A 22,479-nucleotide genomic window follows, 5' to 3' on the forward strand; every position below is an offset into this window, starting at 1 on the left:
CGGCATGATCCGGCCAGTTGAGGAGGCCGGCTTCCGGCCTCGGCAGCCCGGCTGACCTGGGGCACCGGCGCCCCGGCCGGATCGCGCGCAAATCCGTCCGCGTCACCGGGAATCACCGCGGGCACGCGGGGTGTTACCTCCCCATGAGCATGTACGAATGGGACCCCAGCGGGCTCGCGGCCGTCGACGCGGTGCTGGAGCACGACTCGGCGGGGCTGACTCTGCTCTACCACCTTGAGGGCTTCATGGACGCCGGCGAGACCGGTGCCCAGATCAGCGAGCGCCTGCTGGACGACCTTCCGCACGAGGTCGTGGCCCGTTTCGACCACGACCGGCTCGTCGACTACCGCGCGCGCCGGCCCCTCATGACGTTCCGCCGCGACCACTGGGCGGCGTACGAGGTGCCCAAGCTCGAACTCCACCTCGTACGCGACGCGACCGCCAGTCCCTTCCTGCTGCTGTCCGGCCCCGAGCCCGACGTGGAGTGGGAGCGCTTCGCCCATGCCGTCCGCGAGATCGTGGAGCGGCTGAACGTGCGTCTGGCGGTCAGCTTCAACGGCGTCCCCATGGGCGTGCCGCACACCCGCCCGGTGGGCCTCACGCCGCACGGCAACCGCATCGACCTGGTGCCGGGCCACCGCGGCGTCTTCGACGAGGCGCAGGTCCCCGGCAGCGCCGACGCGCTGCTGGAGTACCGGCTCGGCGAGGCCGGGCACGACGTCCTCGGCATCGCCGCCCACGTGCCGCACTACCTGGCCCGCACCCCGTACCCGGACGCGGCGCTGACCGTCCTGGAGTCGATCACTTCCGCGACGGGACTCGTGCTGCCGGGCGTGGCGCATGCGCTGCGCTCCGAGGCGCTGAAGGTGCAGAACGAGATCGAGCGCCAGGTCGACGAGGGCGACGAGGAGCTGGTGGGCATGGTCCGCGGGCTGGAGCACCAGTACGACGCGATGTCCGGCGGTGACGACCGGGAGAATCTGATGGCCGAGCCCGCCGAGCTGCCCTCTGCGGACGAGCTGGGCAGCGCCTTCGAGCAGTTCCTCGCGGAGCGCGAGGAGGGCGACTGAGACGCGGAGCGCGCGGGGGCCGGAGCGGGGATCGTACGTTCCGGCCCCGCGCTCCTGCGCGCAGGCCGCCTACGCTGGGTCCATGCTGACGGTAGGACTGACCGGCGGGATCGGCGCCGGCAAGAGCACGGTGTCGAGGCTGCTGGCCTCGTACGGGGCGGTCGTCATCGACTCCGACGCGATCGCGCGCGAGGTGGTGGAGCCGGGCACGCCGGGGCTGGCGGCGGTCGTCGCGGAGTTCGGCGACGAGGTGCTGGCCGCCGACGGGAGCCTGGACCGGGCGAAGCTCGGCGGCATCGTCTTCGCCGACGCCGACCGGCGGCAGGCGCTGAACGCCCTCATCCATCCCCTGGTCCGTGAGCGCTCCGCCGCACTGCAGGAGGCGGCGGGTCCGGACGCGATCGTCGTGCACGACGTGCCGCTGCTGGCGGAAAACGATCTCGCCGGGCTCTACGACGTCGTCGTTGTCGTCGACGTCACGCCCGCCACCCAGCTCGACCGGCTGGTGCGACTGCGCGGCATGACGGAGGACGAGGCGCGCGCGCGGATGGCGGCGCAGGCCACGCGCGAGCAGCGGCTGGCGATCGCCGACATCGTCGTGGACAACAACGGCACGCCGGAGGAGCTGGAAGAGCGGGTGCGGAAGGTCTGGGAGGAACTGGTGGCACGCAAGGGGGTCAGGGGGCGGAAGAGCGGGGCATGATCCCGTGTTGGGAGGCGCATCGTCTCCGGCCGTCCCCGGTCGCCTCCCGGCGACCGGCGAGGAAGAAGGCGAAGAGGAAGCAGCCGCCGAAGACGCAGAGGACGAAGAGGACGAAGAGGCCCAGGAAGGAGCCCGCCGTGGCCGAGCGCAGCCCGGAGACCGACGTCGTCGACTACCGGGCGGCCGAGCAGTTGCTCGCCGCCCGCGACCCGCGAGGCGCGGTCCAACTGCTCGATCCGCTGGTCGAGGCCCATCCGGAAAAGGTCTCGCCGCGGCTGCTGCGCGCCCGCGCGTACTTCATGAGCGCCCGGCTCCGCGCGGCGGAGGCCGATTTCCGCACGGTCATCGACCGGGAGCCGGACAACGCCTACGCCCACTTCGCGCTGGCCCGCACGCTGGAGCGGGCCGGGGGCGACCCGGACGAGGTGCGGCGGCACTTCCGGCTGGCGGCGGCACTGGACCCGCGGCCGGACTTCGTGGACGCGGCGGGATTCGAGGAGTAGCCGCCGGGAGTGGGCAGGGGCGGGCCTTCGGCGCGTACCGGATCCCGGGCGGGTCGCCGGGTGGTGTTCTCCCGGCCTGACGAGGCCGCGTCCGGTACTGCAGAGGGAGCCGGTCGGCGTCGCCGTCTGCTCCCCCGCCCGCGTCGCCGTGCCAGGCGGGGCGCGCGACGCTGACGCCACGCCGAGCGCCATGCGGTTCTCCGGTAGGTGGGTGAGCGAACGCCGGGCGGCGTATCTGATTCCGGCCGGCTGCCCGGCGGACTGTGCGCCCCCCGTCGGCCTGCGCTGTCGTCCACCCGGTCGCCCCGTGTGCGTCGCAGAAGGCGCCCCGGTGCGGTCGACCCGTTGACCGCGTGACGCGGGCCGCTTACTCTGATGCGCGCATGCCAGAAAGCGCTTTCTAGGCGGGACACGGCAGACGCGGGAGAGGCGGTTGTGCGCATGAACGGCAGGCACGAAACGGACCACGGAGGCGACGGCAGAGGCACGCCCCGGCGGCCGGCGAACGGCGGCATGGGGCGGCGCGCGCTGCTCAGCGCCGCGCTCGGCGCCGGTACCGCCGCCGCCCTCGGCGGCGCGGCGGCACCCGCGGCGGCGGCCGAGGCCAAGGCGCCCGGCGGCCGGCCGGGCAAGCGGCGCATCCCGCCGGGCGGCATCGGCATGCACCTCTACACCATGCGTGGCCCCCTGGCCACGGACTTCGCCGGCACGCTGCAGCAGTTGTCCGACATCGGCTACGCCACCGTCGGCGTCAGCGGCAGGCACGGCCACAACGCGCAGCAGATCCGCGGCATGATCGACGACGCCGGGCTCTCCGCCGTGCTGGAGCACGTCGCGTGGGACATCGTCTCCGGCAGCGGACTGCCGCAGGCGATCGAGGACGTCCACACCCTGGGCGGCCAGTGGGTCGTCGTGCCCAGCCTGCCCGGCGCCATGCACACGCCGGACGGCTTCCGTGAGGCCGCGCGCATCATGAACGAGGCGGGTCGCGCCTGCCGCGACGCCGGCCTGCAGCAGGTGCTCTTCCACAACCACGGCAGCGATCACGAGACCGTCGACGGCGAGGTGCTCTTCGACATCCTCGTCAAGGAGACCGATCCCCACCTGGTCGCCTTCGAGTTCGACGTGTACTGGGCCACGCGCGGCGGCGCCGACCCGCTCACGTACTTCCGCCGCCACCCGGGCCGCTTCCCGGCGCTGCACGTCAAGGACATGGCGGAGAACGGCGACTTCGCCGACGTCGGCTCCGGCGTACTGGACTTCCCGCGGATGTTCCAGGGGGCGAAGAGCGGCGGGGTCAGGCAGTGGCTCGTCGAGCACGACAACCCGGCCGACCCGTTCGCGACGGCGCGCAACAGCTACGCGTACCTGTCGGCGCTGCGCTACTGAGGCGCGCCACGGCGCCGCGCCGCCGGTGCCGAGGAGCCGACGGCTCCTCCGGCGCCGGCGGCGTATCCGCCGCGTCGGTGTTGCCGGCTCTTTCCGGTGCTCCCGGTGCGTTCCCGGGCGGGGAACGCACCGGGCGGACCCGCACCCGGGCGGGTGTTCGCGGGTCCCGGCCGCGCGGCAGCGGCCATCCCGGCGGGCTCTCCTGACTCCCGTCGACGGCCGCTGCCGCTCGGGCCGCCACCGGCCCGAACCCCAGGCCCGGCGTCACTCCGTCCGCACGAGCCGCTTCGCTAGGGCCGGTTCAGGGCCCGTGCGGCGCCGGCGGCCACCGCGGTGGCGAGGATCCACCCGGCGGCGGTGAGCAGATACGCCACCCACTGCGAGCCGCCGTCGGGCGCGAACGCGTTGCCCTGGCCGAAGTCGACGACCGGCAGCAGCGTGTCGAGGGTGTAGACGAACGGGTTGAACCCGATCCGCTTCTCGGGCTCCAGCTCCCGCGGCGGGTCCGCCCAGAAGAGCAGGGAGCCCAGTGCCAGCAGCCCGGCCAGCCAGGCGACGGCGCGCTCCGGGCGGTAGCCGTAGCCGACGACGCCGTCCTGGACGACGCCCCAGAGACGGGCGTACCAGGGCAGCCGGACACGGCGGGCGCGCTGCTTGGCGAGCAGGACCCGGCGGGCGTCGTCGTCATGGCCGAGACGGCGGTACTCGGCGGCGAGTTGCTCGTACGGCTGCGGGACGTACGCGCTGTCGCCCCGGCTCAGCCAGGGCAGCCGCTCGGCGGCGGAGAGCGGGTGGCGGAGCTGTTCGTACACCGCGCCGTCGAGGCGGAGCCGGACCGGCCAGGTATCGGCCGCGTCGTGCAGGACGCCGAGGGTGGAGTAGCGCAGGTCCAGGATGCCGTCGAGGCGTGTGGTGCCCAGATCGGCCTCGCGGGCGGCGGTGCGGCGCAGGCTGAGGGCGGTGCCACCGGGCGTGTGACCGCTGATGCGGCTGCCCCCGGCCTGGATACGGCCGGTGATCTGCGCGCCCGACATGCGGACCAGACCGGTGGCCGTCAGCCGGTCCAGCACGACGTCGGCGCCGATCTGTATCCCGTACGCGTCGAGCGCGGCGTCGTCCGCCTCCGCCCGCAGGCGCGCCCCGCTCATCACCAGCCGGCCGCCGACGGTCGCGTCGGCCAGCCGTATCTGGCCGTGGGACCGGAAGTGCTTGTCGAGCACGACGTCCGACCCGACGTGCACACCCGGGGCGTCCAGAGTGCGTCCGGAGGGGTTGTCGAGCGTGGCACTGCGCAGGAACGCCGCTCCCGCGACGGCGGCGTTCCTCAGGCCGAGCCTGCCGGTCGCCGACAGCCGGTACGCGGAGAAGTCGCCCTCGACCTGGATCCGGGCGGCGTCGAGTGCGGCGTCGCCGGAACCGGCGTCGAGCCGGGCCGCGCGCAGGTCGATGCTGCCGCCGATGCGTGCGCTGCGCAGCACGATCGTGCCCTGGGCGGAGAAGTCGTCGCGCATGAGGATGTCGTTGTCGACCTGGAGGCGGGTGGCGTTGAGCGCCTCGCCTTCCGGGTCGTGAAGGCGGGCGCCGTTGAGGATGAGGGTGCCGGCGATGCGGGTGGCGACGAGCCGGATCCTGCCGCTGGTCGTGCAGCCCGTCAGGCGGAGGCTGCCCTCGGCCCAGAGGTGGGAGGCGAGCAGCCCCGGCAGATGAGAGCCGTTGAAGCCGAGCTGGCGTGTACGGGCCCCGAAGAGGTCGACGGACTCCTCGAACGAGCAGTCCTGGAGCCGCAGATGGTGCTCCACGTCGGCGTGGTCGAGCGAGAGGCGGCCGGTGATCCGCGCGCCGGCGAGCTGCACGGCGGCGGTGTGCCCGGACTCGGTGTCGCGTGCGCCGAGCAGGAGTGCGGCGACGACCTCGGCGCGCACGACGCGCTCCGGGCCCCAGGCGGCACCCCCGGCCGGGGCGTCCGCGACGGGATCGCCGACGCGGAGGTCGACGCGCCCGGCGGTGGGGAAGGCGTCCCACAGCCGCCGCTCGGGCGGGCTCAGCTCGTCCGGTCCCACGTGTGTCGTCCCCCTCGCTCCCCGTTCGGCCACGGTGCGCGTCTTCGTATCCGGTGCCCGTACTCAACCACTCCCGCGCACCGCCCGGTTGGGCAGCCCACGGGCCCGCGGCGCGGGACCGCGGCCTCCGGCGGCATACCGGCACCGTGGCCCGCCGCGGCAACCACCTCCGCGCCCGTCCCGCGCCCGTCCCGCGCCCCCGGGCGGCATCATGGAACCGTGCGGTTGGAAGCGATCTCCTGGGAGCGGCTCACCGAGGCGCTCGCCGAGCGCCTCGCCGAGACGAAGGCGGCCGACGGCGGCCCGTGGCTGCGCGTCGCCGTGGACGGTGCCCCCGCGGCGGAGCCGGGCGTACTCGCCGCACGGATCCGCGACGCCCTGCGGCTGCGCGGACGCGAAGCCCTCGTCCTCGCCGCGGGCGGCTTTCTGCGACCCGCCTCCCTCCGCTACGAGTTCGGGCGCGAGGACCCCGACGCCTACTACGACATCTGGCTGGACACCGGCGCACTCTGGCGCGAGGTCTTCGGTCCGCTGGAGCCCGGCGGCGACGGGCGCGTCCTGCCCGACCTCTGGGACCCCCTCACCGACCGCGCCACGCGCAGCCCGTACGTCTCACTCCCGCCCGGCGGCGTCCTGCTCCTCCACGGGCCGCTGCTGCTCGGCCGCTGGTTCCCCTTCGACCTGGTCGTTCATCTGCAGCTCTCCGCCCCCGCCCTGGCCCGGCGCACACCGGAGCGAGACCGCTGGACACTGCCCGCCTTCGCCCGCTACGAGGAAGAAGCCGGCCCCGCCGAAGCCGCCGACGTGCTGGTACGCCTCGACGACCCGCGCCGCCCGGCCTGGCGCCCCGAGCAGCCGTAGCCCCTTCTCGTCACCAGCGGGCTGTCCGGCAGCCCCGGCCGCTCACGCAGACGCGGCGACCCGGCTCAGGGCATCCGCCTCGGCCTGTGTTCTTCCTCGTCCTTACGCATCGGCTCGTACGGCGGCACGTCCCGGCCCGGCTGGAAACGCGGACCCTGCCTCATGCGCCGGAGCACCACCACGATGTCGACGATCGTGAGGGCCGCGAGAGCCGCGGTCACCGCGGCCCAGGCCGGTTCGTCGACGGCGACGAAGAACACCGTGCCCGCGATCATCCACAGCGTTCCCCACAGCGCCAGCCAGAAGCGCAAACGCAACGGGGAGCGGGCGTGCACAGGCTCGTCACCAGAGCGTATGAGCCTCATGCCTAGCACCTCCTACCCCCAGCATCCGACTCCGCGGGGCCGAGGTCCAACCGGGCACGCTGCGCGCACGGCCCCCTACCGCACGCCGCGCGCCAGGGATATCTGCCGGCCCTGCGGCCACTGCGCTTCGGGCAGCCCCTCCGCCCGCTCGGCCTCCGCGAGCCCGTCGGCCCGGCCGGCGGTCCACACCGCCGCGTCCGCCCCGTCCCGCGTCCGGGCGGGGGCGCCGGGGCGGCCCGCCCCGGTGGGTTCCGTGCGTTCCGCCAGCTCGGCGGCCAGCCCGGCCAGGTCCAGCCCGGCTCCTTCGGTCTCGTCCACGTCGCACGCGGCCAGGCCGAGCTCCTGCTCCGCTGATTCGAGCTCGTCGACGACGTCGTGGTAGTCCATGCCCTGGAAGCTACAACCCCGCACCGACACCGCTTGCCCCGGCCGCCCTCAGCGCCCCATTTCCCCCGGCATATGACGCCCTGCGCCCCCTGAGGCAGACGCCCCGCTGCGCCGCCCCGCGGCAGAGCGGTGTCGGGTGCCGGGCGCCGGCCGCCACCGCCCTGTCGCCCGCCCGGCCCCCGTTGCTACGGTGCCTCGCGTGACCACGCCGACCGATGAGAACGGCCGAGCGGCCTGGCCCGGCCAGCACGGCCCCGCCGCCACCACCGAGATAGACCCGCGCGCCGCCGGAGTCGTACGCACCTCCTACGCGCCCGACCCCGACGGCGACCCCGACCCCGGCGAGATCGTCTGGACCTGGGTCCCGTACGAGGAGAACGACGGCCGCGGCAAGGACCGTCCCGTCCTGGTCGTCGCCCGCGAGTCCGCCGGTACGGTCCTGGCCGTGCAACTGTCCAGCAGGCGCCGCGACGACGACCACGACTGGGTACGCATCGGCGCCGGCCCCTGGGACCGCGCGGGCCGCGAGTCGTGGGTCGACCTGGATCGCGTGCTGCGCCTCCACGACGGCGGTATGCGCCGTGAGGCGTGCTCGCTGGACCGCCGGCGTTTCCACCTCGTCGAGCACCGGCTGCGCCTGCGCTACGGCTGGAGCTGACCCACGGGTCCCCGGCGCGCGGGCCCTCACAGCGCCGTCAGCACCCGTGGCCCGTCGTCGGTCACCGCGATCGTGTGCTCGATGTGTGCCGCTCTGCTGCCGTCCGTCGTACGCAGCGTCCATCCGTCGCCGTCGACGCCGTAGTCGTCGGAGCCGCCGGACAGCAGCATCGGCTCGATCGCCAGCGTCAGCCCGTGCCGCAGCGGGTAACCGCGCCCTGCGCGCCCGCGGTTGGGCACGTGCGGGTCCTCGTGCATCCGCCGCCCGATGCCGTGCCCGCCGAAGTCCGCCGGCATCCCGCAGCCGGCCTCGGCGGCCACGCGTCCCACGGCGGACGAGATGTCGCCCAGCCGTCCGCCCGCGACCGCGGCCGCGATCCCGGCGTCGATCGCGCGCTGCGTGGCGGCGATCAGCGCGGTGTCCCCGGGCCGCGGTGTGCCCACGGTGAAGCTGATCGCGGCGTCGCCCGTCCAGCCGTCCAGCTCCGCACCGAAGTCGAGGGACACGAGGTCCCCGTCGCGCAGCCGGTAGCCGGTCGGGATGCCGTGCACGATGGCGTCGTTGACGGAGGTGCAGAGGACGGCGGGGAAGGGCGTGGAGGCGAACGCCGGCCGGTAGCCGAGGAACGGCGATCGCGCCCCCGCCTTGTCCAGGACCGCCCGGGCGACCTCGTCCAGCTCCAGCAGGCTGACACCGACGCCGGCCGCGGCCCGCGCGGCGTCGAGGGCCTGGGCGACGACGCGGCCGGCCTCCCGCATGGCGTCCAGCGCGGCGTCGTTCTTGATTTCGACCATGACGTGGCTCTCCCTCGGCCTCCCCAATTACTATACCGGTATTAGTATCACGCACATGGTTCGTACTCCACTGACCCCCGAGGAGCGCCGCCGCGGCGAGCGCTTCGGCGCCCTGCTGCGCACCGCCCGGGGCGAGCGCAGCATGACCGACGTCGCCGCCGCGGCCGGCATCTCCGCCGAGACGCTCCGCAAGATCGAGACCGGCCGCGCTCCCACTCCGGCCTTCTTCACGATCGCCGCCCTGGCCACCACCCTGGGCGTCTCCCTCGACGCCCTCGCCGACACCTGCGCCGCGGCCGAGCCGGACGCGCCCGCCGACCGTGCGGTGCACGCGGCGTAGCGCCTGCGGGTCAACCTCCGGGCCCCGGGCCGCCACCCGACCCGGTGAGTCCGCCGCCGCAACGCCGTAGCGGGGCGCCGCGGCGGGCATGGCGCACCCATGACGTACGCGAACGCCCTCCGTGAACCCCCCGGCGGCGGCTGGGAGACGCGCTACCGCGCCGCTCTGGAGCGGGGCGCCGGCCGCGGGGAGGCGCTGCTGACGGGAGTGGCGGCGCTGGCGCTGTACGGGTTCCGCGGCGTGCCTGCCGCCGCGGAGGTGCGCGTGGTCGACGTGCTCGTCCCGCCGCGCCGCCGCTTCACCCCGCCGCCCGGGATCCGCGTCCACCACGCCCGGCGCCGCCTGCCCCCGCCCGTCCGGCTGCCACCCGGACTCCCCGCCGCCCCGCCGGTCCGCGCCGCCGCCGACGCCCTGCGCGACGTCCTCGACCACGACCGCACCGCCGCCCTCCTGCGCGAACTGCTCGACGCCCGCGCCACCCCGCCCGCCGCCGCGGCCACCGCGCTGCGCGCCGCCGGCCTGCACACCCGCCCCGACGTCGCCGCCGCACTCGCCGCACTCGGCCCGGACGCCCGCCCACCCGCCGAGAACCGCGCCCGCACCCTTCTCCGCGCCGCCGGCCTGCCGCCCCCGCTCTGGCACACCCCGCTGCACCTCGACGGCTACTGGCTCACCACCGCGCACGCCCACTGGCCTCGCACCGGCGTCCTCCTCCACCTCACCGAGCCGCCGTACCGCACCGACGACGGGACCGTCGAGCACCACAACGCCCTCGAAGCCCTGGGCCTGCACCTCGTCCACACCACACCGCGTCAGTTGTTCCGCGAACCGGACGCCTTCACCGCTGCCGTCCGCGACGCCCTCGCCGCGGCCCCGCACGGCCCGGACCCCGGCCGCCTGCGCGCACGCCCGGGGCGCAGGCGCATGATCTGAGGCGTACGGGCCCTTGGACCCGCCCTCGTGCGCCTCAGGCCCGCCGGCCGCGCCGCTACGCCCCTTGCCCCGGCCGTCCGCCCGATGTCCGGACCGCCGTTGCCGCCGTGGCGCACCCGGCCGCCGCGGCGGTACGCGGGGCGCTGCCGGACTGCACGGCCGCCAGATAAGCGCCCGCGAACGCGTCGCCGGCTCCCGTGCTGTCGAGGGGCGTGACCGGGGTGGCGGGAATGTGCACCGCGGGAGCGCCCGGGGCGGCGAGGTACGCGCCGTCGGCTGCGGCGGTGACCACGGCGGTGGCGCCGAGGGAGGCCGCCAGGGACCGGGCAGCGGCGGCGGGGGAGGGATGCCCGGTGAGCAGCGAGGCTTCCGCGGAGTTGGGAAACACGGTGTCGGCCCCGGCGAGCGCGGCGAGGACGGCCCGTACACCCGAGCCGGCGATGAAGCCCGCCGATGCCGGATCCACGCTGACCGTCGCCCCGCGCGCGTGCGCCTCCGCGGCGGCGAGTGCCGCGAGCGCGCTGCCGGAGGCGGTGAAGAACAGGTAGCCGGAGAGGTGGACGTGCGTGACGCCGGTCAGCAGCCCCGGCTCCCAGTCCTCCGGGCCCAGCCGGACGGACGCCCCGCTGTCCGTCAGGAACGACCGCTCACCGCCGCCGTCGACCAGGGCGACCACCTTGCCGGTGGGCGCTTCGGGGTCGATACGGACATGGGCGTCGACGCCGGCGCGTACCAGCGCGGCGCGATGCCAGTCCGCGGAGTCCCGGCCCGCGCGCGCCAGCAGACGCACCCGCGCGCCACAATGCGCCGCCCATGCGGCGACGTTCGCGCCGGCGCCGCCGGGGAGGACGGCGATCTCGGCCGGCGTGTCCGTGCCGGGGGCGGGTGGCGCGGCGTGGCGGGCGACGACATCGGTGACGACGTCGCCGATCACGAGCAGCACCGCACGGCCAGCGCCGCCCCTGCGCGTCCCCGCACCACCCTGCGCGCCCGGACCCCCGTTCACAGCCGCCCCCTCAGCTCGCGTCCTGCACCGCGATCTCCGCCGCCAGCCGCACGTTCCCGCGCACCGCGGCGAGGTTCGCCTCCAGTGACGCCCCCCGCGTGTGCTCCGTGAGGTACCCGAGCAGGAACGGCGTGATCGCCTGCCCGCTCACGCCCCGCCGCCCCGCCTCGCGCAGCGCGTCCGCGAGTACCGCGTCGTGCACCGCCGGGTCCAACTGCTCGCCGGCGGGCACCGGATTGGCCACGATCACCGCCGAGGGGGACACGTCCAGTTCCCGCTGGGCGCGCAGCACCGCGGAGACCTCCGCGGGCGTACTGACCGTCCACTCCACCGGCTCCCCGGACGTGCGCAGGTAGAACCCCGGGAACTCGTCCGTACCGTAGCCCAGCACCGTCACGCCCAGCGTCTCCAGGCGCTGCAGCGTCGCCGGCACGTCCAGGATCGACTTCACCCCGGCGCAGACCACCGCGATCCGTGTCTGCGCCAGCAGCCGCAGATCCGCCGACTCGTCCTGCGACTCCGTCCACTCCCGGTGCACCCCGCCGAGACCGCCGGTGGCGAAGACGCCGATGCCGGCGCGGGCCGCGAGGAACGCGGTGGCCGCGACGGTCGTCGCGCCGCTCGCGCCGAGGGCGGCGGCCGGCGCGAGGTCGCGTACGGTCAGCTTCCGCACGGTCTCGTCGGAGGCGATGCGCGCCAACTGCGCGCTGCCGAGCCCGACATGCGGAGTGCCGTCGAGGACGGCGATGGTGGCGGGCACGGCCCCGGCGGAGCGGACGATGTCCTCCAGCTCGGCGGCCACCCGCAGGTTGCGGGGGCGGGGCAGGCCGTGGGCGATGATCGTCGACTCCAGGGCGACGACCGGTCGCCGGTCCGCGAGCGCGGCGCGTACCTCGTCAGTCAGGTGCATGCGCCCACGGTACGTGCCGGCCGTGCCCGGTGATCAGGCCCTACGTGTCGTACAGGCCGTCCCACGGTTCGTGGAACCCGAGCCGGTCCGGGTACAACTCCGCCCAGTCCGGCTCGTCTTCGCCGGCGTCCGTGGCGCCCGCGCCCCCCGGCCCGGCCGCCGCGTGCCGCTCGGCGACCAGCCCGAACCGGATTCCGTCGGCGGAGACCTCGAACGGCCGGATCGCGATGTCGCCGAACACCAGCCCCGGCAATCCGTCGAGCCAGCCCTCCAGCTTCGCGTCCAGCCGCCCGTCCGCGGGCACGCCGGGACCCGGGGTCCAGATATCGGAGCCGGTGTGGTGGCCCTCGGCGTCGAAGCGGTGCAGCACGGCGTACCAGCGCCGGTTCTCCAGCCAGTCGGGGCCCATCCGGTAGTCCGGCGGGTACGCGGCGGTGATCGAGGCGAGGAACTGCCCGTGGTCGTAACGGCCGATGTTCTCGGTGCGGTAGCCGGGCTCGTGACGTATCGGGATGACCTCAGGGATCGCCATGGCCCAGACCTTAAGGGGTGGCCGCCGGGGCCGGCATCCGGGTCCCGCCCGCCGCGCCCGGGCGGGGGATCGGGAGAGGGCCACGGAGGCGCGCGCGAGGGGGATACGCGGGCGGCGTCAGCCCTTACCTTCGGAGGATGGACGACGTTGACCGCGCTGCCGACCCTGACGCCGCCCCGGCCCCCGACCCCTGCGCACCCGGCGCTCCCGTCCGCCCGCTCCTCCTGCTCGACGTCGACGGGCCTCTCAACCCCTACGCCGCGCCCGTACAGCCGCCCGGCTACGGCGAGTACGTGGTCACCGGCATGCCCGCAGGGCCCCTCCGGCTGTGGCTGCGGCCGGCGCACGGGGCGCGGCTGCTGTCGCTGCCCTACGACCTGGTGTGGGCGACGACGTGGATGCACGAGGCCAACACCGTCATCGGCGACAAGGTGCTCGGGCTGCCGCCGCTGCCCGTGATCGAGTGGCCGTCGATGTTCACCACCGATGATCCGGACGGGTTGTACTGGAAGACGCGGCACGTCGCCGCCTGGGCCGCTTTACCGATCACTGCTCTCATCGTGTCGCTGTGAAGTGGGAAGACGCGTCACGGACGTGTCAGGGACGGGGGAGAACGAGACCAGGACCGGAGAAAAGGCCAGGCGGGGTCGAATTGGCCTCGGAGTCCTACCCCTACGCGAGGCCGCAAAGCAGACAGAATGTGATGTCTTCCACACAAAGAGCGTTCGTCGGACGGAGTGGAGGGCCGTCCTGTACCGTCTCGTGTTGCCCCTCCGGGGCATGCGCTGCGCGCGTACACGAGACGGTACAGGACGGCCCTCCAAAGCATCTGACCTGCGCAAATGAGGTTTGCGCGACGACGCGGCCTGCCCTCAGGGTGGCTGTTGTGCCCGAGCGGGCGCAACGACTTCACGGGAGGAACTCCATGGACCCCAACACCCCGAGCCCTGCTGCTGTCCCCCCGCGCCCCGTGTTGTGGGCGACGGCCGGGCTCTCTGCCTCCGCCGTCGTCGCACTGGGCCTCGCCGTCGTCCTCGCGAACCTGGAGATGGCCAGCTGGGTGGCCTCTCTGATCGGCGCCGTCCTGAGCGCGGCTGCACTCGTCTGGTCCGTCGCCTCCCTCACCCCCAGCACCCCTCAGCGTCGACGTATCCAGATTTACGGCGGACGGGCTTCCGCCGTCGGGGACATCGTCGCCCCCGGCGCCGCGTCGTCTTCGCTGTCGAATGGCGCTGCCGACGTGGATGCGGATGTGGACGTCCGATCGGGCCCCGACGGCATCGCGGCCGGGCGGGACATCATCGGCGTCAACCTGGACCGGCATCAGTGATCCGCTGGCCCTGGCGCCCCCGGAATGCCGTCGTCACCCAGGTGCACAGCGGGTATGTCGCGGCCGGGCGGGATGTCATAGTCCATGCCGGAGAGACGAATCCGGTGGTCCGCCTGTCCAATGCGGCCCGTGACTTCATGTCCCGGGCGGATCTCGTCTGGCTAGTCCACGCGAGTGCCGACCTCACCGGCGGAGGGCCGGGCTACCTCTGGGAGGACCGGGCCCTGATCCATGTTGACGATGCTCTGGTCCACCTGCGGGCGGAGGCCGCCCGAACCGGAGCACTGCGCCCCGACCTGGCCGCTCTGGCCGACCAGATCGCTACCGATGCACACAGCACCCGCAAGTTCTGCATCGAGGACTACATACCCGGGGAGACCACAACCTCGTACTTTCTGGAGTACCTGAACAAATTACGGGCCGCGCTGACCGAGTTCACCCACGCTGCGTCGGCTTCTCTCACGCTCGATCGCGCCTCTGACACCCAGGAGATCAGAACTAGATACTCAGCGTGACTGCTGCAGCTCCAGGACGTGTGCTTCGAGGTCGGCGATGCGCTTGTCGGCGAAGCGGAGGTTGGAGCGGGCGCCTTCGAGCCGCTCTTGGAGCTTGCGGTGCTCCTGGGTGAGCTGGTGGACACGGTGCTTGAGGGTGGTGTTCTCGGTGGCCAGCTGCTGGACGGACTCGCCGGGGACCATCTGGTCGAAGTCGCGGAGCTGTCCCATGAGCTCGCCGATCCGCTGCCGCTGGGCGAAGACCTCCTTCTGGGTGCGAGTCAGCTCGGCCTCGGCGTTCAAGGCTCGTTCCCGCCAGGACGCCTCGATCCTGTCGTGCTGTTCCTGCCCGAGACGGTCATGTCGGCTGCGGCTGTCGGCGACTGCGGCCTTCACGAGGGTGCGGGCGTCGGTGTTCTCGTAGAGGAACGTGGCGGACACCCCGGCCCGTTCGGCGATGGCCCGGACGGTCAGGCGTCCGCGTTCGCGGCGGAGCTGGCCGATGGCCTTCTCCACCTGGGCGAGCTTGTCCTGGGTCTGCCGCCGACGGGCGGCGATAGCGGCCATGGTGGATTCGGGCCCGGAGCTCATGCGGCTGCCCCGGTGTCTTCCCGGGCAAGTTCACGAGCCCGGAACGCGGTGCTCCAGACGCGACCGAAGTAGTCCTGGGGCCGCCGCAGATCGAGTGCAAGGGCTTCCTCGAGGAGCCCGACGGCTTCCAGCGCTCTCTCCAGGCCAGCGATCGCCCGAGCGGTGGGTTCGAAGACCTCGTGTAGGTAGTCGGCGGTTACGCTGTCCGGTGCCCGTTCTGCGAGCATCCGCCACTGCTCGCGCTTGCGGTGCCAGTAGACGAGGTCGGCGCCGGTCATGACGAACTTGTCGCAGTTATGGCAGTTGAGTTTCCAGGGGCAGGCATCTCCGTCGACGACGGGCTGGAAGGTGCAGAAGCCTCCTTCGGCCGGTGTCGACTTGCGGGTGAGATCGACGAGCATGGCCTCGGCCTCTTCCCGTGCCATCGGCTCGCCGGTGGTCAGCAGGGTCCCGGGTTCCGGGGCGCCCGGGCCGGCGACCCAGATGGCGTTGAGGGCGTCGTTGAGCCGGGGGTCGGTGTGAGCGAGATGGACGTAGTGCTCGGCCATTCGCTCGGACACCTGGCCGAGGTAGCGCTTGACGTGGCTGAGGTCCGCGCCGTTGCGCAGGAGCTGGGTGGCCAGGGTGTGCCGCGTCTGGTGGGGGACGCAGTGTCCGATGTCGAGGGTGATCACCCATGCGCGGAAGAGGCGGTGGAACCATCCGTAGCTCACGCCCTTCAGGCATTCGCGGTTGGCGGTCCGCCGTGGGAAGAGTGCGATCTGCGCTCTCTCCTCGGCGGTTGGCTCGTGCCCTTGCCGCTGGACGAAGCGGGCGATCGTGGTGGCCTGCCGTCGCTCGATGGTCTGGTAGAGGCGTTCGGGGATGCGGATCGCGGCGTCCAGGTTGCCGACCTTCGTCTGGTCGTGCCAGAACAGCGGGACTCCGTTGTGGCGGCCGATGCAGTTCAGGCGGGCGTTGAGGACTTCCTTACAACGTCGGCCGGTGAAGACGAGCGTTACCCAGATGTCCCGCAGGCCCCTGTCGCCGGGATCGCTGGCCGCCAGGCGGGCCAGGTTGTCGGGGTGGGCGAGGGCGCGGGCGACGTCGTCGGGGTAGGGGCGGCGGCGTCCGACTTTGATGCCGCTGGTGGGGAGCGCGACGATGAATGCGCGGTGCAGTCCGGCGCGTTCGGCCTCGCCCGACTCGAGTGCCTCTCGAAGGAGCTGGCGAAGGCCGTTGAGGAGCCCGCCAACGGACATCTTCGTCATCCGGGTCGGTTTCCGGCCTCCTCTTTGGGTGGGAAAGGCGAGCGAGGGCAGTCCGTGTTCGGCGCGGTGGCGCTGGTCAGTGAGGAAGTCGATCATGTGGTCTGCGGTCAGCAGCGCGGGGTCGTGGCCGCCCTCCGGTGCCTGGGCCTCAAGGTAGGCACTCAGTTCCATGCAGCCGCGCCGTCTGGTCTCGAGGGGGTTCCTGCTGCGGGGAGGAGCCTTGACCAGCCGGTCTGCCAGAGACTCCCAGAGCAGGTCACGCAGCCAGCGCTGCGAGATGCCGCTGAGGTCGAACAGGCCGTCGCATTCCTCGATCCGGACGCCGAAGTGCCCCAGGTCGATGAAGCCCGCGTCCTTGGTGTCCTGCCGGGTGAAGTAGATCAGGCGCAGGTAACGCAGCATCGTCTTCACGATCTTGCGTGAGACCTGTCGGCAGCGTCCGACGTCGAGATCTGCCAGCGAGTCGGCCCCCTGCCGACGGCAGTCCTCCGCGACGTGCTGGAGCCACTGGACAGGCCACGGGTTGCCTTCCACGGGCATCTGTGTGTGCTGGAACATCGACCACTGGATCTCACGCTTCACCAGCGGACGCAGACGAAGCAGGCTCAGGCAGCCGTTCATCCGCGCGATCGGGCCGGTCTCGGTGCACCACCGCCGGAAGCGGGCTTCGTCGGTGTAGGTCACCGGGATGGGCTTGCCGAAGTCGGCCAGCCATCTGCCCCAGTTCTTGGGCAGGTTGGCGCCGCCGGGCTGCCCCTCGCTCTTGTAGCGGTAGCGGTGCCGACTGCACAGCCCCAGAGGACTCACTGCCTGATCGGGGCAGACATCGACCCGGCACTTGCCGAACGGCACGAACGCGGACTCGGACGCCAACCACCCGTCGAGATCGGCCAGTTGTCCCTGCCGCTGCTGCCGCAGACGGTGCTGATACCAGCGGTCCACGTGCAGCTTGCACAACCCGATCGAGCTGGCCGCCGGAATCCCCGGACAGATCAGACAGTCCGGCGGGTCGTGCCACGACACGGTCGGCAAAGGCCGGGCGTTCTTGAGGAAGGCGTCCAGCCGCTTGCCTTCCCGCTTAAGGTTCCGCCACTCCACATCGTGGTTGAAACAGAAGTCGGCCGTGGCCTCCCGTCCCCGTTGGCACTCCGGAACACCGCAGATCCATCCGTAGACGGGATGGTCTCCGGGAACCTTGATGACGTCCGGGCGGAACAGCGGGTCGAAGGACGGGGCGTCCATCAAGGCGGTGAGGAGCTCCAACCGGTCCCGCGTGGTGCGTCCGTCCCGCCCAGGAACGATCAACGGCAAGGCCCGCAGTGCCGGTGCAGGGTGCGTCATTCGTCCTCACCCCAGACGGCCTGGAGAGCGGCCGTGAACTCGGGCGAGTGCACGTCGGGATGGCCATAGACCTCATCGACCATCCTGGCCGACACCCAGTTCCCGACGGCCTTGGCCACCATCGAGTCGCCGTTCGTGACGTCCAGCACGTCGTTGGTGATCTGGTGGCGAAAGGCCTTGGGCGTGATCCTCCCGGGCAACCCGGCCCTGCGGCCGGCTCGCCGCAGCATCCCCCGGGCGGCATCCGCGCTCCAGGGCTCTCCACGGTTCGGGCCGGCCAGCTGGATCAGCAGCATCCCGTGGCCCGTGGCGTATTCCGCGTACTCCGTCGTCATGTACTTGAAGTAGCTGCTGATCATCGCGGGGCTGGCGCGGTAGATCTCTCCGCCGGTGATCACCCCGTCAATCACCTTCCACTCCGGCTTGATCTTCGCGGCGGCCCGGTTCGGGTTGCCCCAGCGATGACAGACATGCAGGTGAGGGCTCTTGCATTCGCCGCAGGCCGCGTTCTCCCTCAGGTGCAGGTCCATCAGGTGAAGCCCAGCCAGCCCACCCGGCCGCAGGCTCGTGTCCGACAGCCACTGCAGGACCATGTCGTCGCGGGCCGTGTTCATGACGCCCCGCAACTCCTCCTTGGCCCCGTCCGGCAGCATCTTGGGGTGCCGACGCCGCGGCGGCCGCTTCGGAGCCAACGGGTTGGCCGTCATCGACGTCTTCACGTGCCCCAACAGAGCCCGGTCCCGGTCCACCCTCGTAGGTAGCCGGGTGACCGCCAGGGCCTGCATCAGCTCTTCGTTCACGCCGTTGCTGGCACACGCGTTGAGGTAGAAGCCCTTCAGGCATGCCGCCGCGACCTGGAGAGCCGAGGCGCCGTACGGACGCTGAGGAGGCACCCGCCACGGCTGCCCGTACGGCATCGGCACGTGGGCACCCACCGCCCCCATATAGCGGTGCAAGTCACGCATCGTGATCGTCTCGGTGGTCAGCCGTTCCCGGATCCGCCACCGCAAGTGATCCACCAACGAGTAGGCGTACGTCTTCTGTGACCCCGAGCCTTCGAACGGCCGCAGATACGAGTCCGCCTCCGCGTCGACCGTGCAGTCCGGCCACACGACGGTGTACGACCTGCCACCACCAGCCCTCTCCAGCACCTGCACCCGCAAGTCCCCGAGGACCACTCGACTACGTGCCACCCCTGCCTCCCCAACCGATCTCCTACACGTACTGAAAAGAACGGAGATAGTCGGTTAACCGGCACGGGTTGCCGGTGGAGGGCACCCAAACGAGGGACACGAACACTCACAGACCAGTTGGAAAAGGCCGCCGGCCGGACGTTCGCCTGGGTGGACGACGAGATCACGGCTGCCGACATGGCATGGATCGCCGAGCACCACCCGGGGGAGGCGCTGCTGCGGCGGATCGATCCGGCGCGCGGCCTGGTGGAGGAGGACTTCGAGGCGCTGGAGGCGTGGGCCCGGGAACGGGGCCAGAGCCGCCCGGGATGACCCCGCGGACGCGGGGCGCCACCGCGGCGCGTCTCGCCGCGCACGGACCGGGCCGGGCCGCGCCCCGGCGTCAGCCGTCCGCCATCTCCAGCAGCTTGAGGACGGTGTTCCAGTTGCGGGCGGTCGCCGTCACGGCCAGCGCGCGGCCGGAGAAGTCGCCCGCCAGCTTCGACCGGCCCAGCCCGCCGGGGCACCAGACGTAGACGACACGGTCGCCGATCTCGAACCGGTCGGGCGCGTACGACGCGGGGTCGACGGTACGGAACCACGCGTCGTCCGGCGCCGGCCCGGAGAGGAACACCGCGAGGAAACGGGCCGGTTCCGCGGCACCTTCCGGCAGCGGATTGCCGGCGACGACGGCCGCGAGCTCGTCCCGCGTGCGTGCGACGACCGGTATCCGCAGGCCGAACTCCTCCCGCACGACCGCCTCGACCGCCTCGGCGGTTCTCTCCGGCGGCGTGCCGGGGTCGTCGAAGACGACGTTCCCGCTGGCGACGTATGTGGCGACACCGCTGAATCCGCGGTCGGTCAGCGCCTTGCGCAGCCCCGCCATGGGGACCTTGTTCCTGCCGCCGACGTTGATGCCGCGCAGCAGGGCGATCTGCTTGCCCACGCCCGTCGCCTCCCTTCGCTCTCCGGCCTGCGCGCCCGTGCCCGACGGCCGGGCACGGGCCGTCCTTCTCGCACCGTCAGAACAGCGGTTCCGGCAGCACGCCTTCCAGTGCCAGCAGGCTCCGCTTGGTGTCCAGGCCGCCGCCGAAGCCGCCCAGGCCGCCGTCGCTCTCGATCACGCGGTGGCAGGGCACCACGATCGGCAGCGGGTTCGACGCCATGGCCCGGCCGACCGCCTGCGCGGCGCCGGGCTCCCCGACGCGGTCGGCGAGGAACTGATAGCTGACGACCGAGCCGAACGGCACCCGGGCCGCCAGCTCCTCCAGCACCCGCCGGCTGAAGCCGTCGGACAGCGACCAGTCCAGCTCCAGCCGGAACTCCTTCAGCTCGCCCGCGAAATACGCCCGCAACTGGCTCTCGGCCACCGCTATGTGCTCGGCCGCACGCGCCGGCTCCTCCGCCTCGCCCGCGCCCGCGGCGTCCTGCCGGGCGTGGAACCCGACCTTGACCAGACCCCGGTCCGTGGCGGCGAGCAGCAGCGGGCCGATCGGCGAGCCGACCACCCGGCGGCCCGTCCGCGGTGCGATGGCATCGGTGGCGTTCATGCCGCGAGCGTAGGACACGGCACTGACAGCCGCCTCCGCCCGCCCCCGGCCCTCGCAGGACAGGACAAATCGACCGCGTACCGATTGCGTATCGGCTGGGCCGAGCGCTGCCGAACCATTCCGGTCGCGACTCGCACAGACCTACGATTCCCCCCTGGTTGCCCACTACATCTGTCGATACGTCCGCCGCCGTCCCGTCCCCAGACACACGCCCTCAGTAGACCCGGGAGTTCCTCCGTGCTCGCTGCCCCCGTGCCCGTCGACGGGCTCACGTACGGCCTGCTCACCCCCGCCACCGCCTTCATCATGGCCGCGGCCGGCAGCGCCCTGGGGCTGCGCTGCACCATGCGCGCGCTGACCGTCGAGCCCGCGCGGCGGGCAGGCTGGCTGCTGCTGGGCGCGGTGGCCATCGGCACGGGCGTCTTCACCATGCACTTCATCGCCATGATGGGCTTCACCGCCGAGTCCGTTCACCTCAACTACGAGGTGCCGATCACGCTGGCGAGCCTCGGCGTCGCCATCGTCGTCGTCGGCATCGGCCTCTTCACCGTCGGTTACCTCGGCCGCACCGCGTTCGCCCTCACCGCGGGCGGCATCGTCACCGGGCTCGGGATCGCGGCCATGCACTATCTGGGCATGGCCGGCATGAAGATGGACCGGGGGCGGCTGGTCTATGACGGCACGGTCGTGGCGCTGTCCGTGCTCATCGCCGTGGTGGCCGCCACGGTGGCGCTGTGGCTGTCGATGACCGTCAAGAGCTTCGGCGCCGCGGTGGTCGCCGCGCTCATCATGGGCGTGGCCGTCTCCGGCATGCACTACACGGGGATGGCGGCGCTGGAGGTGCACGCCCGCGTCACCAACGCGGTGGCGGAGGGCAGGAGCCCCGCGGAGATCCTCGCGCCGATCCTGATCGGGCCCGTGCTGCTCCTGGTGTTCGTCGGTCTGTTCGTCGGCATGGACCCGCTGGAGAACGAGTGGCGGGTGCCCGTGGAGGACGAGGGCATCGCCGGGGGGTACGCCGCTCCCGAGCCGGCGGGCTCGGGAGCGGCGTCCTCCTTCGAGAGGGGCGGCGGCCGGCCGGGCGGAGTGTGACGCCGGGGGCTTACCGCCCGCCGTCCCCGGTCCGCACCCGGACGCCCCCGGCCGCTACTCCGCGGCGACCCGGAATCCGGCGTTCTCCAGTGCTTCGGCGATCACGTCGGGCTTGTTGGTGATGATGCCGTCCGCGCCCCACCCGGCCAGCTCCACGGCCCGCGCCGGGTCGTCGACCGTCCAGGTGTACGCCTCCAGCTTCTTGCCGTGCGGCCCGTCAAGGGCGTGGACGGCCGCGTAGTACTCCGCCGACATGGTGCCGTGGTTGGAGTTGATCTGGTCCGCGAAGGCGGCGTACTCGGGCAGGTCCGCCACCTCGGGAGCGCCGAGGAAGCCGGTCTTCACATCCGGCCGCAGCTCGTGCACGGTCTTGATGGAGTCCGCGCCGAAGCTCTGCACGACCAGCTTGTTCTTCACCGCCGCGCGGCTCAGCCAGCCGGTCTTGCGCAGTTCGGTGAGGATCTCCTCCTCGATCCCCGGGTACGCTTCCGGCTTTTTGATCTCCAGCACCAGCTTCTGGCGGTTCTGCGTGACCCGCTGCATGTACTGCTTCAGCGTCGGCACCCGCGTGCCCGCCCACTCCTCGCCCTTCCAGCTCCCGGCGTCGAGCGTGCTGATCTCCTTCCAGGTGAAGTCGGCCACCTTCCAGGGCGCGCGGTCGGGGAAGAGCTCCTCCACGTTGGTGGTCCGGGCGAGGTTGTCGTCGTGCATGATGACCAGCTCACCGTCCTTGCTGCGCTGCACGTCGTTCTCGACCCAGTCGATCCCTCTCTCACGGGCCAGGTCGATGGCCGGAAGGGTGTTCTCGGGGGCGTCGGCGGAGGCGCCGCGGTGCGCGACGGTCACGACCGGTGCGGGGGCGGCGGAGTCGGCTGCGGGCTCGGCGGCGGTGGCGGTGGCGGACGTGGCGGCAGCGGTGAACATGAGACCGGCCAGGGCCGTCAGAGCGCCGGACGCGCGCAGAAGCGTGCGGGAGGGCATGCAGTCTCCTCGACTAGAGGTGATCACTTACGCCGCAGGGTCCCAGTGGCAGGCGACAGAGTACGAGGCCGCGGATGGCCAGAGATTGAACGCCGATATCGGCGCGGTGAACGCGGGCCGGTGACGGTCGGCGCAGGTGACAGGCTTGTGGAAGCGCTTGCTATGCC

At 72.6% G+C, this 22,479-nt stretch carries 25 protein-coding genes and 1 pseudogene; 13 read left to right on the forward strand and 13 right to left on the reverse strand.

What is annotated here, in order from left to right:
- The first annotated feature begins 143 nt into the window (after positions 1-143).
- The 4 genes from I003_RS0109355 to I003_RS0109370 all read left to right on the forward strand — a co-directional run bounded on the left by I003_RS0109355 (position 144) and on the right by I003_RS0109370 (position 3,665).
- Positions 144-1,070 carry a PAC2 family protein gene (locus I003_RS0109355; protein ID WP_037720451.1) on the forward strand — a complete coding sequence of 309 codons (927 nt, stop codon included), beginning with the start codon at positions 144-146 and terminating at the stop codon, positions 1,068-1,070.
- An 82-nt stretch (positions 1,071-1,152) separates the two neighbouring features.
- On the forward strand, positions 1,153-1,773 hold the full coding sequence (gene coaE / locus I003_RS0109360; RefSeq protein ID WP_027771296.1) for a dephospho-CoA kinase: 621 nt from the start codon (positions 1,153-1,155) through the stop codon (positions 1,771-1,773).
- Between the two features lie 137 nt (positions 1,774-1,910).
- Entirely contained in the window at positions 1,911-2,276 is a 366-nt protein-coding gene (locus I003_RS0109365; RefSeq protein WP_027771297.1) for a tetratricopeptide repeat protein, read from the forward strand.
- A gap of 513 nt (positions 2,277-2,789) precedes the next feature.
- Complete coding sequence (locus tag I003_RS0109370; RefSeq protein ID WP_027771298.1) at positions 2,790-3,665, forward strand: sugar phosphate isomerase/epimerase family protein; 876 nt, start codon at positions 2,790-2,792, stop codon at positions 3,663-3,665.
- A gap of 290 nt (positions 3,666-3,955) precedes the next feature.
- Here I003_RS0109370 and I003_RS0109375 read toward each other — a convergent pair whose 3' ends face one another.
- On the reverse strand, positions 3,956-5,725 hold the full coding sequence (locus tag I003_RS0109375; protein WP_027771299.1) for a hypothetical protein: 1,770 nt from the start codon (positions 5,723-5,725) through the stop codon (positions 3,956-3,958).
- A gap of 219 nt (positions 5,726-5,944) precedes the next feature.
- On the opposite strand from I003_RS0109375, the gene I003_RS0109380 reads away from it, so the two are divergent.
- Positions 5,945-6,586 (forward strand): uridine kinase, encoded by a 642-nt coding sequence (locus I003_RS0109380; RefSeq protein ID WP_027771300.1) that lies wholly within the window; start codon positions 5,945-5,947, stop codon positions 6,584-6,586.
- Positions 6,587-6,651: 65 nt separating this feature from the next.
- On the opposite strand, the gene I003_RS0109385 is transcribed toward I003_RS0109380, so the two are convergent.
- Both I003_RS0109385 and I003_RS0109390 read right to left on the reverse strand, forming a co-directional pair.
- Entirely contained in the window at positions 6,652-6,951 is a 300-nt protein-coding gene (locus I003_RS0109385; RefSeq protein WP_037720454.1) for a DUF6343 family protein, read from the reverse strand.
- Positions 6,952-7,026: 75 nt separating this feature from the next.
- Positions 7,027-7,338 carry a hypothetical protein gene (locus tag I003_RS0109390; protein ID WP_027771302.1) on the reverse strand — a complete coding sequence of 104 codons (312 nt, stop codon included), beginning with the start codon at positions 7,336-7,338 and terminating at the stop codon, positions 7,027-7,029.
- A 199-nt stretch (positions 7,339-7,537) separates the two neighbouring features.
- Between I003_RS0109390 and I003_RS0109395 the strand changes: the two genes are divergently transcribed.
- Positions 7,538-7,996 carry a type II toxin-antitoxin system PemK/MazF family toxin gene (locus tag I003_RS0109395; RefSeq protein WP_027771303.1) on the forward strand — a complete coding sequence of 153 codons (459 nt, stop codon included), beginning with the start codon at positions 7,538-7,540 and terminating at the stop codon, positions 7,994-7,996.
- 26 nt (positions 7,997-8,022) lie between these two features.
- Here I003_RS0109395 and map read toward each other — a convergent pair whose 3' ends face one another.
- Complete coding sequence (gene map / locus I003_RS0109400; protein WP_027771304.1) at positions 8,023-8,790, reverse strand: type I methionyl aminopeptidase; 768 nt, start codon at positions 8,788-8,790, stop codon at positions 8,023-8,025.
- 55 nt (positions 8,791-8,845) lie between these two features.
- On the opposite strand from map, the gene I003_RS0109405 reads away from it, so the two are divergent.
- Both I003_RS0109405 and I003_RS0109410 read left to right on the forward strand, forming a co-directional pair.
- Complete coding sequence (locus I003_RS0109405; RefSeq protein WP_027771305.1) at positions 8,846-9,130, forward strand: helix-turn-helix domain-containing protein; 285 nt, start codon at positions 8,846-8,848, stop codon at positions 9,128-9,130.
- Positions 9,131-9,229: 99 nt separating this feature from the next.
- Positions 9,230-10,063 carry a hypothetical protein gene (locus tag I003_RS0109410; protein ID WP_027771306.1) on the forward strand — a complete coding sequence of 278 codons (834 nt, stop codon included), beginning with the start codon at positions 9,230-9,232 and terminating at the stop codon, positions 10,061-10,063.
- 55 nt (positions 10,064-10,118) lie between these two features.
- On the opposite strand, the gene I003_RS0109415 is transcribed toward I003_RS0109410, so the two are convergent.
- The 3 genes from I003_RS0109415 to I003_RS0109425 form a co-directional block, all read right to left on the reverse strand.
- On the reverse strand, positions 10,119-11,006 hold the full coding sequence (locus I003_RS0109415; protein ID WP_027771307.1) for a PfkB family carbohydrate kinase: 888 nt from the start codon (positions 11,004-11,006) through the stop codon (positions 10,119-10,121).
- 73 nt (positions 11,007-11,079) lie between these two features.
- Positions 11,080-11,979, reverse strand: coding sequence for a pseudouridine-5'-phosphate glycosidase (locus tag I003_RS0109420; RefSeq protein WP_027771308.1), 900 nt, complete (start codon positions 11,977-11,979; stop codon positions 11,080-11,082).
- Positions 11,980-12,019: 40 nt separating this feature from the next.
- Positions 12,020-12,511, reverse strand: coding sequence for a hypothetical protein (locus I003_RS0109425; protein WP_027771309.1), 492 nt, complete (start codon positions 12,509-12,511; stop codon positions 12,020-12,022).
- A gap of 137 nt (positions 12,512-12,648) precedes the next feature.
- Here I003_RS0109425 and I003_RS31750 point away from each other — a divergent pair.
- The 3 genes and pseudogenes from I003_RS31750 to I003_RS31755 all read left to right on the forward strand — a co-directional run.
- Positions 12,649-13,050: pseudogene (locus tag I003_RS31750) on the forward strand (hypothetical protein); the annotation flags it as partial.
- A gap of 386 nt (positions 13,051-13,436) precedes the next feature.
- Positions 13,437-13,841, forward strand: a complete 405-nt coding sequence (locus tag I003_RS0109435; protein ID WP_027771310.1) for a hypothetical protein — start codon at positions 13,437-13,439, stop codon at positions 13,839-13,841.
- On the forward strand, positions 13,838-14,356 hold the full coding sequence (locus I003_RS31755; RefSeq protein ID WP_027771311.1) for a hypothetical protein: 519 nt from the start codon (positions 13,838-13,840) through the stop codon (positions 14,354-14,356). The genes I003_RS0109435 and I003_RS31755 overlap by 4 nt, the downstream gene beginning before the upstream one ends.
- Here the strand turns inward: I003_RS31755 and I003_RS0109445 are convergent.
- The 3 genes from I003_RS0109445 to I003_RS0109455 are packed head-to-tail and all read right to left on the reverse strand — an operon-like array spanning position 14,348 to position 18,674.
- Positions 14,348-14,926, reverse strand: a complete 579-nt coding sequence (locus I003_RS0109445; protein WP_027771312.1) for a DUF6262 family protein — start codon at positions 14,924-14,926, stop codon at positions 14,348-14,350. The two genes, I003_RS31755 and I003_RS0109445, sit on opposite strands and share 9 nt — an antisense overlap.
- A complete protein-coding gene (locus I003_RS34635) occupies positions 14,923-17,517 on the reverse strand; it encodes a tyrosine-type recombinase/integrase (RefSeq protein ID WP_486584145.1) in 2,595 nt (864 codons plus the stop codon). The genes I003_RS0109445 and I003_RS34635 overlap by 4 nt, the downstream gene beginning before the upstream one ends.
- Complete coding sequence (locus I003_RS0109455) at positions 17,514-18,674, reverse strand: tyrosine-type recombinase/integrase (protein ID WP_486584146.1); 1,161 nt, start codon at positions 18,672-18,674, stop codon at positions 17,514-17,516. The genes I003_RS34635 and I003_RS0109455 overlap by 4 nt, the downstream gene beginning before the upstream one ends.
- Before the next feature lie 186 nt (positions 18,675-18,860).
- Here I003_RS0109455 and I003_RS31760 point away from each other — a divergent pair, with 186 nt between their 5' ends.
- The gene (locus I003_RS31760) at positions 18,861-19,022 is read left to right on the forward strand and encodes a hypothetical protein (protein WP_486584147.1); all 162 of its coding nucleotides are present in this window, start codon (positions 18,861-18,863) and stop codon (positions 19,020-19,022) included.
- A 70-nt stretch (positions 19,023-19,092) separates the two neighbouring features.
- Here I003_RS31760 and I003_RS0109465 read toward each other — a convergent pair whose 3' ends face one another.
- Both I003_RS0109465 and I003_RS0109470 read right to left on the reverse strand, forming a co-directional pair.
- Complete coding sequence (locus I003_RS0109465) at positions 19,093-19,635, reverse strand: DUF1697 domain-containing protein (protein ID WP_027771315.1); 543 nt, start codon at positions 19,633-19,635, stop codon at positions 19,093-19,095.
- A gap of 76 nt (positions 19,636-19,711) precedes the next feature.
- On the reverse strand, positions 19,712-20,239 hold the full coding sequence (locus tag I003_RS0109470) for a methylated-DNA--[protein]-cysteine S-methyltransferase (RefSeq protein WP_037720459.1): 528 nt from the start codon (positions 20,237-20,239) through the stop codon (positions 19,712-19,714).
- A gap of 237 nt (positions 20,240-20,476) precedes the next feature.
- Between I003_RS0109470 and I003_RS0109475 the strand changes: the two genes are divergently transcribed.
- Positions 20,477-21,331, forward strand: coding sequence for an MHYT domain-containing protein (locus tag I003_RS0109475; RefSeq protein ID WP_486584148.1), 855 nt, complete (start codon positions 20,477-20,479; stop codon positions 21,329-21,331).
- A 54-nt stretch (positions 21,332-21,385) separates the two neighbouring features.
- On the opposite strand, the gene I003_RS0109480 is transcribed toward I003_RS0109475, so the two are convergent.
- Positions 21,386-22,312: a glycerophosphodiester phosphodiesterase family protein gene (locus tag I003_RS0109480; protein WP_027771318.1), complete on the reverse strand. Its 927-nt coding sequence runs from the start codon at positions 22,310-22,312 to the stop codon at positions 21,386-21,388.
- Between the last annotated feature and the right edge of the window lie 167 nt (positions 22,313-22,479).

This window comes from Streptomyces sp. CNQ329 (genome assembly GCF_000482585.1).